This window comes from Acinetobacter sp. YH12097 (assembly GCF_013419225.1).
In the GTDB taxonomy this organism is placed as follows: domain Bacteria; phylum Pseudomonadota; class Gammaproteobacteria; order Pseudomonadales; family Moraxellaceae; genus Acinetobacter; species Acinetobacter amyesii.
Genome location: NZ_VPAN01000066.1, coordinates 1 through 9,374, shown reverse-complemented (window position 1 = coordinate 9,374; position 9,374 = coordinate 1). Strand labels below are relative to the sequence as shown.

The window sequence follows — 9,374 nt, the reverse complement described above, 5'->3', positions numbered from 1 at the left end:
GCCTATTTAAGTGATGTGCTGAAAAGGCTGCCGACGCATAAAGCGACCCAAATAGAAGAATTACTGCCACATCGCTGGAAATCCAACTCAAATTAAAAAATAGGCATGGGGTTCAGCGGACGCTTACGCTTTTGTGAAGCCAGATCCTGATCAGATTGCAGCTGAGGCAATAGCAAAATCTAAAAATAAAGATACTTAACTTACGCTTCACTTTTCCCTATAAATACAGGGTAATTCGTAAGATTTTCCCTGTTTGCTATAGAAGTAGAAATTTTCATTTTAGTCTTGCGCTTGCTGGCTTATTCAGTTTGAGAATAGCTAGGATATATATTTAATATTATTAAATACTTAAACAACTTAATAACCTTCATCATCTCCAAATGATGAAGGTGTTTTATTGAGAGAAAATAATCCACCTGCTTCAAAGTTAAAAAATACAGATCAGTCACTCCTATGGAATTAACTATAGGACACCAACGATGAATGAACCGCAAACCTTACTCGCTATTGAAAACCTGATGAAGAAAGTGATTCAGAAAACGTATCGCTGGCAAGACATCGAATCTGATTTAAGCGAGCTAAGAAATGATGCCAAATTAATTTATGACCCAAACAGAATGTATAGCCCTTTAATTCGGGCTTACTTTGATCTTCTACCTGAGCTTATTAAAAAAGAAGATGAGACTATTTTTTCAAGCCACATGGTATTTAAACAATTTCAAACTGGGTTAAGGAAAGAACAGAATTCATTTTTAGGTAGTGCTAAAAACAAGAGAAAGAATAATTGGAATACACTCGAAAAGTACTTTAAAAACATTCTCAGCCGACACCGTAAATTGCTTTTAGTAAGGGTAGATCTACACTATTCCTCAGAGATTCATCCTGGGGTGACTAAATTTGCTGAACATATAAGAGTACTGCTTAAACGGATACATGACAAAGATACGATTTTTAAAGATCAAATTGGATATGCATATCGCTTAGAGCAGGGAGGAAAGTCGAGAGGCTACCATTGTCATTTACTGGTGATCTATAACGGGACGCCTAAATGTAAGGACAGCTATTATGGGCAAGAGATTGGTAGGTTGTGGAAGGAGAAGATTACTCAGGGATGTGGTGAGTTTTACAATTGCAATCAGGCTTCCCATAAGCGTCGTTATCAATATGAAGGTAGATTAGGTATTGGAATGATTGAACGAAGTAACCACAAGAGTGTAGATAATGCTTTTGAAGCAATCCGTTATCTGGCTATGTCTGAGAAAGCTGACCAATATATGCGAGTATGGTGGCCTAAAAAGCCTCAATTTAATACGGCGGAAGATCTTGGTGAGTACATCGATTCCAAAAAATCATAGATACACATCATCTACATGAACAATGAGTGTTTCTTCCTACATTCAAAGGCTTATCAGACGGTAAGCCTTTTTTCATTTTAGAGGTATATCTTATGAATATTACATGTCCCTACTGTTATTCCGAAAACGTCAGCCGTGTGATTGACCAACAGTCCTCCAATCAGGGGAGCCTGTCTTCCATGACCTGTGCTGGAATTGGGGCAAGCATTTCCAAAAGCCTGCCGATGCCGATCTCTCCGTGGATGGGGGGTATTGCAGGTGCTGTGGTTGGTGGATTGATTGATAGCTTTATTCAGCCATCTCGGCCAGTAGCGACACCCGTTCGTTACTTCCACTGTCATCAATGCCAACGCAATTTTGATTAACCTAGTTCAGGAGAATGGATATGGTACATCAAGTTGAACAAATGGCTTATGTGGGTGATACCCCCTGGCATGGCTTGGGTAATCAACTGACACAGAATCAACCCATTGAAATTTGGGCAAAACAGGCAGGCATGGACTGGAGGATTGAATCTTCCGATGTCAGCTACCTGGCACAGAATGAACGCGGGCAGAGCATCATCATGCCGTATGAAGAACAGCGGGTACTGTATCGTTCAGATACCCATGCACCCTTGTCAGTGGTCAGTCAGCGGTATCAGGAAGTTCAGCCGATGGAGATTCTGGAGTTCTACCGGGATCTAACTGAGCAATCTGGCTTTGAACTGGAAACCGCAGGTGTACTGAAAGGCGGGAAGAAGTTCTGGGCATTGGCCCGTACCGGACAATCTACGGCACTGAAGGGTAAGGATGTCAGTAATGGTTATATTCTGCTGGCAACTGCCTGTGATGGTACCCTTGCGACAACAGCACAGTTCACCAATATCCGGGTGGTATGCAATAACACCTTAGCCATTGCCCTACGTGGACAAACTAGCAGTGCTGGTGTCGTGAAAGTGCCACACAGTACTAAGTTTGATGCTGACAAAGTTAAGCAGCAATTGGGCATCTCAGTCCGTGCCTGGGATGAACACATGTATGAGATGAAACAGCTGACTCAGCGTAAAGTCACTCAAGGCGAAGCGGCTGCCTATTTTGATGCAGTGTTCAACAATACCAGCATGAGTGTTGCAGATCAGGAGGAGAACATCATTCAGTTCTATCGCAATATGGCTACTCCAAATCCAGCCAAAGAAAAGCCTGAACCGAATGGACGTGCCATGAATAAGGTCATGGATATGTTCAATGGTCAGGGGCGTGGTGCAGAACTCAGCTCAGCCAAAGATACCGCCTACGGTTTACTGTGCAGTATTACAGAGTTTGCCGATCATGAACGTCGTGCCATGAGTACCGATCATCGTTTGGACTCTGCTTGGTTTGGTGCAGGTGCTGCGTTAAAGCAGCGTGGACTAGAACAGGCGCTTCGCTTAGTAGTTTAAGTTTCATTTAAGCTAGTGCTATTACAATAATGGTCAAGGGTCATGTAGATGATCCTTCTCCAGTGAAAATCCCCTTTTGCCACATCTCCAGATGTGGCTTTTTTTATGCCGAAAATTTTTACAGACCACACTATTTATAAGGATTAAAGCATGAATCGGATTGCACCGATAAATATCCCTCAACGAACTCATTTCCCAATTCCGAATGAGAGCAATCAATCCAATACAGTCGCTAAACGAACAACGACAGCCAAGCGTTTAGCCAATACCAAAAACATGGATTACCAGGAATGGCTGGAAGTACGTAAGCAAGGTATTGGCAGTAGTGATGCCGCAACCGCATGTGGATTGAATCCCTACATGTCGATGCTGGAACTATGGATGATCAAAACTGGACGTGCGCAGCAGAATATTGATGATGACAGCTCAGGCGTTGCACCGTTGTACTGGGGCAAACAGTTAGAGCCATTGGTGGCTGAGTACTACAGTCTGCACACCAATAATAAAGTGAGACGAGTGAATGCCGTGCTTCAGCATCCCGATCCAGACAAAGCCTTTATGTTGGCAAATCTAGATTATTCGGTCGTGGGTAGTGATGACGTGCAGATCCTAGAGTGTAAAACAGCTGGTGAACATGGTGCCAGGCTATGGAGAGATGGTGTGCCTTTATACGTACTCTGTCAGGTGCAACACCAACTTGCGGTAACAGGCAAACAGGCAGCGCATGTCTGTGTCCTGATCTGTGGGCATGAAACCAAGATCTTTAAAGTCAGCCGTTCTGAATCAGTGATTCAACACATCATTCAGGCAGAGCGTTATTTCTGGGAATGTGTGGAAACGGATACTCCGCCATCAGTCGATGCCAGTGAATCCGCAGCCAAAGCCATTCTGCAACTCTATCCAGCGCATATCCCATTGAGCGTTGAAGATCTCTCGCAAAATGAAAATGCCAATTTGATGTTTGATCAGCTCATTAAAATGAAAGAAGAGATTCAGCATAAGCAAGAACGCTTTGATGCGCTGAAACATCAAATCCAAATGATGATGAAGGATGCAGAGCGTGCCACATTCAGTCGTGGCTCGGTGGTCTGGAAGAAAGCCAAGGACTCCATCAGTCTGAATACGAAAGCATTACTTCAGCACCAGCCTGAACTCATTGAGCTTTATCCACTTCAAAAGCAGGGCAGTCGTCGATTCAATATCTATACCGACTAAGCCTGTTTCAGCCCATTCAATTAGTGAGGCGCAAAAACCGCTCCCCGCCCTCCATTCGCTAGGAATAGAGGGCAAACGGTCGCGGCTTTTGTTGCTAGCAACGTTATTCATTCATTTTTAGTTGATTCAATTATTTCGAAACATGCTTCTTACATATCTACGGCTGGTCTGCTAGCAATAATCTATTTCTATTGATTGGATTTATTGAGTGTCTTTGAAACACGTCTCTTACATAGCAGCGGCAGATCTGTAAGAAAATAAATTTAAGGATATTTTCCATGATTAAAGGTTTAGCCATCACACCGCCCGTATTGGGGCGTATCAGTATTGGTCGTATGGTTGAAAAGAATGGTAAGCGATTGCCTGAAAAGGATGACCAGTTCACTATTACGTCCCAGATCCAAAGCAAAGAAGGCTGGGTTAAACATCCATTAGATGATCAGCTTCGAGCCAATACTCCTAATCAAAAGCTGCGCTCAATTCCCGTCAGAATGATCTTTAATGATCCTGATTTGAACTTACGCGCTGAATACACCTTATTTGACCGACAGACAGGACGTCCGGTCTGTGTCGGCAATGGTGAAACCTGCCAGCGTTTAACTAATCAAGGTGTAGAGCAACATCCCTGTCCATCGCCAGATTTATGTCCATTGGCTCAAGGAGGGAACTGCAAACCTTATGGACGTTTACATGTGAACCTGGATGACTCAGATGAATTTGGCACCTTCATCTTTAGAACTACAGGCTTTAACAGTATTCGGACTTTGGCTGCACGGCTGAGTTATTACCACGCAGCTTCAGGAGGTTTATTGTCTTGTCTGCCTTTGCAACTGACTTTAAGAGGCAAAAGCACCACACAAAGCTATAGGCAACCGGTGTACTACGTGGATCTGACTTTACGTGAGGGCATTAGTCTGAATGAGGCGATTATTCAGGCGAAGCAAATTGATGAACAGAGCAAGCAGGCGGGGTTTTATCAGGAAGCTTTGGACTTTACTGCAAGGAAGGGTTTTGCCAATGCACGGTTTGAAACGGATATAGAGGAAGGGCTAGATGTGCTGGAAGAATACTATCCTGAATACGAACAGAACCGGGCGGTGGAGCAACAAACTTCGCCTGAAGGGTTTGTGCAGGATATTCAGCAAGGGTTACAGCGATCAGTCAGACCCGTCAACTAATCGATTAGTTGGAAAAGAGCAGCTTTCTAGGTTGCTCTTTTTTTTACGACAGTATTAGTCGTGGGAGTTGTCAAAGTACTATTTTAGCTATAGTTATCCCGTTAAAATGACAGGACTTTATTAATCTCTATTTTTTTTGTTAAGTGCATGACTTTTAATAGGTCGTAGATATGCTAACTTAGCAACATTGTTTAACATTAAGTATAAAACCAAAGCGGTTGATCTTGGATTGAGGAAATAAAATGCATTCATTGGAACAAAAATTTCTAAATGACTTAGATGACAAGCTTTGGAAAGCCGCCGATAAATTACGCAGCAGTCTGGATGCCGCTAACTACAAGCATATTGTTTTAGGACTGATTTTCTTAAAGTACGTATCAGATGCTTTTGATGAACGGCAATCTGAACTCAAAGAATTGTTTGCACAAAAAGACGATCACAACATCTATTACATGCCGCGTGATCAGTACGACAGCGAAGAAGAATACCAACAGGCTATTGCTGACGAACTAGAAATACTGGATTACTACCAAGAAAAAAACGTATTTTGGGTGCCAAAAGCAGCACGTTGGTTAAGTATCCGTAATGCAGCAGCACAAGCGATTGGCTCTATCATCTGGCAGGATGAACAAGGGCAAGATGTCAAACTACGCTCTGTATCCTGGCTGATTGACAATGCCTTTGATGAAATTGAAAAAGCCAATCCAAAGCTTAAGGGTATTCTGAATCGTATTGGACAGTATCAGCTGGACAATGACAAGCTACTTGATCTGATCAACACCTTCTCTGACACCAGTTTTACCAAGCCTGAATATAATGGCGAGAAACTCAGTCTGCACAGTAAAGATATTCTCGGGCATGTCTACGAATACTTTTTAGGACAGTTTGCTTTGGCTGAAGGCAAGCAAGGTGGGCAGTACTACACACCTAAAAGCATCGTCACCTTAATTGTTGAAATGTTACAGCCTTATAAAGGGCGAGTATATGACCCAGCAATGGGGTCAGGCGGATTCTTTGTATCGAGTGAAAAGTTCATTGAACAACATGCACAGGAAAAGCGTTACAAAGCCTCTGAACAGAAAAAGCATATTTCCATCTATGGACAGGAAAGCAACCCGACCACATGGAAATTAGCAGCCATGAACATGGCGATCCGTGGAATTGATTTTAATTTTGGTAAAAAGAATGCAGACAGCTTTTTAGAGGATCAGCATCCAGACTTACGTGCTGACTTTGTTATGGCTAACCCACCTTTTAATATTAAGGATTGGTGGCATGCTTCTCTAGAAAATGATGTACGGTGGAAATATGGCACGCCACCGCAAGGTAATGCTAACTTTGCTTGGATGCAACACATGCTACATCATCTGTCACCAACAGGCAGCATGGCACTTTTACTTGCCAATGGTTCGATGAGTTCCAATACCAACAATGAAGGTGAAATCCGTAAGAACCTGATCGAAGCCGATCTGGTGGAATGCATTGTTGCATTACCGGGACAACTGTTTACCAACACGCAAATTCCGGCCTGTATCTGGTTTTTAACCAAGGACAAAAAGAACGGATTGTCTTTAGATAAAAAGAAAGCTAACCGTGAAGGCAAGACTCTGTTCATCGATGCCCGTAATTTGGGCTATATGAGAGATCGCGTACTGCGTGACTTTACCGATGCAGATATTGCTAAAATCACCAATGCTTTACATGCTTGGCAACAAGGCGAAAATTTTGAAGGCGAAGCGTATCAAGATGAGAAAGGTTTCTGCTTCTCTGCTGAGTTAAAAGATATACAAAAGCACGACTATGTATTGACTCCAGGACGTTATGTGGGTGCAGTCGAGCAGGAAGATGATGGCGAGCCATTCGCTGAGAAAATGCTGCGTTTGACTGCTCAGCTCAAAGAACAATTTGCTGAAAGTGCGGTCTTGGAAAGTGAGATTAAAAAGAATCTAAAAGGCTTGGGTTATGAGTTCTGATCATCCTTTATTGCAAGAAATTCAGAAGGGTGAAAGTCAAACCCTTGAATTTAAAGAGCAGTTACCGAAAGGGCAACAGGTCGCAAAGACCCTGATTGCTTTTGCCAATACCAGTGGTGGTAAATTGGTAGTGGGTGTAAGTGATGATCGCCAACTCGTAGGTATTCAAGATGATATTTTTGAGCTGCAAGATCAGATCACTTCAATGATCAATGAGCTGTGTGCGCCCAATATTCTACCTTACATTTATATCGAGAATATCCAAGGCATTGAGTTATTGGTGATTGAAGTCAGCCGTGGTTCGTTATTGCCTTATTATCTCAAGCCGCAAGGCAAGGCACAGGGAACCTATATCCGTTTGGGTGCAAGTAATCGTGTGGCATCGCCTGAGTATATCCAGCAACTTGAATTGCAACGTCTGAACCAGACTTTTGATGAGCAGCCGAATCCGCAATACAGTTTAGATAACATTGATTTACAGCCTTTACAGCAAGCCTTCACTGAGGTGGGTAAAGAATTGTCTTTGCAGAAAATGCGTAATCTTAAATTGATCATTCAGCAAAATGGACAAGATTACCCAAGTCATGGGTTACTCATTTTGTTGGGGCTTTATGAGCAGGTTGAGATTAAATGTAGCCGCTTTAAAGGCACGACGATGACGGTGTTTTTGGATAAAAAAGAATACCGTGGAGACTTGTTTAGCCAGTTGAAGCAAACAGAGCAATTCATCAAGAATCATCTGCATCTACGGGCAGAAATTTTAGGGTTACAACGTACAGAAAGCTATGAGATCCCTATTCCTGCTATTCGTGAAGCCTTGGTGAATGCAGTGCTGCACCGTGACTATAGCAATGCAGGGCGTGATATTAAGGTTGGCATTTATGATGACATTCTGAATATCGTATCGCCAGGTGGCTTGCCCAATGGTCTGACTGAAGAAGATTTGGCTCAAGGTCGTTCTGAGATCCGTAACCGTGTTTTGGCGCGTGTGTTTAAAGAGCTGGGTTATATCGAGCAGTGGGGCAGTGGTATTGCCCGTATTAAAGATCTTTGCTTACAAGCAGGTAATGCAGAACCTCAACTGAAAGCACAAGGTGATTTTGTCGATTGGGAATTTTATCGTCCTTCGATTGAGCAATTAGGTGGCTCAATAGGTGGCTCAATAGGTAGCTCAATCCAAGAAACTATGCTGACAGATCGTCAAAAAGAGATTTTAGTTTTGATTCAACAAAATCCGAAAGTTTCCTATCGTGCTATGGCGGAGCAACTTGCTATTAATGAGTCAGCAGTGAAAAAGCATTTGAATAACTTAAAAGATGCAGGCTGGCTTGAGCGTATGGGTGGAACACGAGGTTATTGGGCGATTACGAAAAAAGTTGGGGGTGTTGTGTGAGTTGGCAAATAAAGTCTTTAGATGAAGTTTGTACGAAAATTACAGATGGCGCCCATCAAAGTCCTAAATCAGTTGATCACGGTAAGCCAATGGCATCAGTTAAGGACTTGACTAGATTTGGTGTTGATTTAAGTGCTGCAAGAAGAATTTCTCTTGAGGATTTTGAGCGATTAGTGAAACAAGGCTGTCAGCCACTAGTAGGTGATGTATTAATTGCAAAAGATGGTAATAGTGCTCTAGAAACAGTATGTAAGCTGTCATTAAAAAGTAAACATGTATTCTTTTCCGAATTGGTTTGATACTCTCTCCACCCATTGCTCTATTTTATCAGCTGTCATGACTTGAAAATCTCGCCAATAATATTTCATCTGCTTCCATACCATCTCGATTCGATTTAACTCAGGGCTATAAGCTGGAATAAAATACAAATTCGTCGAAAAGTTACTTTTAAGTAGCTCTCTGTAATCAGCCATCTTTTTACTTCTATGAATCGAGGCATTATCAACAATAAGAACCAATGGAAGGTTATAAGTCTGTTTTACTTGTTGAGCTATTCCAGTTAAATAGGCATAAAACCAAGTGCTTGTAACTGACTCTTGTAAACAACTTGTCACCAGTTCCCCCGTTGAAAGCAAACACCCCATGACATTAACTCGTTTTAATCTTATTGCATCAACCGCATGAACATCACCTATCTTTGTCCATGCATAGCGGTTATCAGGTGTAGATGAAAACCCTGTTTCATCAACATAACCTAATATAATTTCACCACGTGCCGCTTGCTCTCGTAATTTTTCAATCTGCTGTGTTGCTTGTTCAAATGCAATCGGATCTCTTTTT

At 42.3% G+C, this 9,374-nt stretch carries 10 protein-coding genes; 9 read left to right on the top strand and 1 reads right to left on the bottom strand.

The genetic code is table 11. From position 1 onward, the window contains the following. From FTU37_RS15815 to FTU37_RS15775, 9 genes are all read left to right on the top strand, one after another. Positions 1-96: transposase domain-containing protein (locus FTU37_RS15815; RefSeq protein WP_143242124.1), on the top strand; the 96-nt coding region annotated here is incomplete at its 5' end. A gap of 383 nt (positions 97-479) precedes the next feature. Next, positions 480-1,355, top strand: a complete 876-nt coding sequence (locus tag FTU37_RS15810; RefSeq protein ID WP_180124635.1) for an inovirus-type Gp2 protein — start codon at positions 480-482, stop codon at positions 1,353-1,355. A gap of 92 nt (positions 1,356-1,447) precedes the next feature. Next, positions 1,448-1,720 carry a hypothetical protein gene (locus tag FTU37_RS15805; RefSeq protein ID WP_180124634.1) on the top strand — a complete coding sequence of 91 codons (273 nt, stop codon included), beginning with the start codon at positions 1,448-1,450 and terminating at the stop codon, positions 1,718-1,720. Positions 1,721-1,740: 20 nt separating this feature from the next. Further along, on the top strand, positions 1,741-2,775 hold the full coding sequence (locus FTU37_RS15800) for a DUF932 domain-containing protein (RefSeq protein WP_180124633.1): 1,035 nt from the start codon (positions 1,741-1,743) through the stop codon (positions 2,773-2,775). 150 nt (positions 2,776-2,925) lie between these two features. Further along, positions 2,926-3,990: a YqaJ viral recombinase family protein gene (locus FTU37_RS15795; RefSeq protein ID WP_180124632.1), complete on the top strand. Its 1,065-nt coding sequence runs from the start codon at positions 2,926-2,928 to the stop codon at positions 3,988-3,990. Between the two features lie 278 nt (positions 3,991-4,268). Then, the gene (locus FTU37_RS15790) at positions 4,269-5,168 is read left to right on the top strand and encodes a hydrolase or metal-binding protein (protein WP_180124631.1); all 900 of its coding nucleotides are present in this window, start codon (positions 4,269-4,271) and stop codon (positions 5,166-5,168) included. A gap of 242 nt (positions 5,169-5,410) precedes the next feature. Then, complete coding sequence (locus tag FTU37_RS15785; RefSeq protein ID WP_180124630.1) at positions 5,411-7,141, top strand: class I SAM-dependent DNA methyltransferase; 1,731 nt, start codon at positions 5,411-5,413, stop codon at positions 7,139-7,141. Continuing rightward, the gene (locus FTU37_RS15780; protein WP_180124629.1) at positions 7,131-8,534 is read left to right on the top strand and encodes a helix-turn-helix domain-containing protein; all 1,404 of its coding nucleotides are present in this window, start codon (positions 7,131-7,133) and stop codon (positions 8,532-8,534) included. The genes FTU37_RS15785 and FTU37_RS15780 overlap by 11 nt, the downstream gene beginning before the upstream one ends. After that, on the top strand, positions 8,531-8,833 hold the full coding sequence (locus FTU37_RS15775; protein WP_180124628.1) for a hypothetical protein: 303 nt from the start codon (positions 8,531-8,533) through the stop codon (positions 8,831-8,833). The genes FTU37_RS15780 and FTU37_RS15775 overlap by 4 nt, the downstream gene beginning before the upstream one ends. On the opposite strand, the gene FTU37_RS15770 is transcribed toward FTU37_RS15775, so the two are convergent. Next, positions 8,795-9,334, bottom strand: a complete 540-nt coding sequence (locus FTU37_RS15770) for an IS630 family transposase (RefSeq protein ID WP_265738119.1) — start codon at positions 9,332-9,334, stop codon at positions 8,795-8,797. The two genes, FTU37_RS15775 and FTU37_RS15770, sit on opposite strands and share 39 nt — an antisense overlap. Between the last annotated feature and the right edge of the window lie 40 nt (positions 9,335-9,374).

Coding starts and splice junctions, on each gene's coding strand:
- FTU37_RS15795 (WP_180124632.1), top strand. CDS start 2,926: ATGAATCGGATTGCACCGATAAATATCCCTCAACGAACTCATTTCCCA.
- FTU37_RS15780 (WP_180124629.1), top strand. CDS start 7,131: ATGAGTTCTGATCATCCTTTATTGCAAGAAATTCAGAAGGGTGAAAGT.
- FTU37_RS15785 (WP_180124630.1), top strand. CDS start 5,411: ATGCATTCATTGGAACAAAAATTTCTAAATGACTTAGATGACAAGCTT.
- FTU37_RS15800 (WP_180124633.1), top strand. CDS start 1,741: ATGGTACATCAAGTTGAACAAATGGCTTATGTGGGTGATACCCCCTGG.
- FTU37_RS15790 (WP_180124631.1), top strand. CDS start 4,269: ATGATTAAAGGTTTAGCCATCACACCGCCCGTATTGGGGCGTATCAGT.
- FTU37_RS15810 (WP_180124635.1), top strand. CDS start 480: ATGAATGAACCGCAAACCTTACTCGCTATTGAAAACCTGATGAAGAAA.
- FTU37_RS15805 (WP_180124634.1), top strand. CDS start 1,448: ATGAATATTACATGTCCCTACTGTTATTCCGAAAACGTCAGCCGTGTG.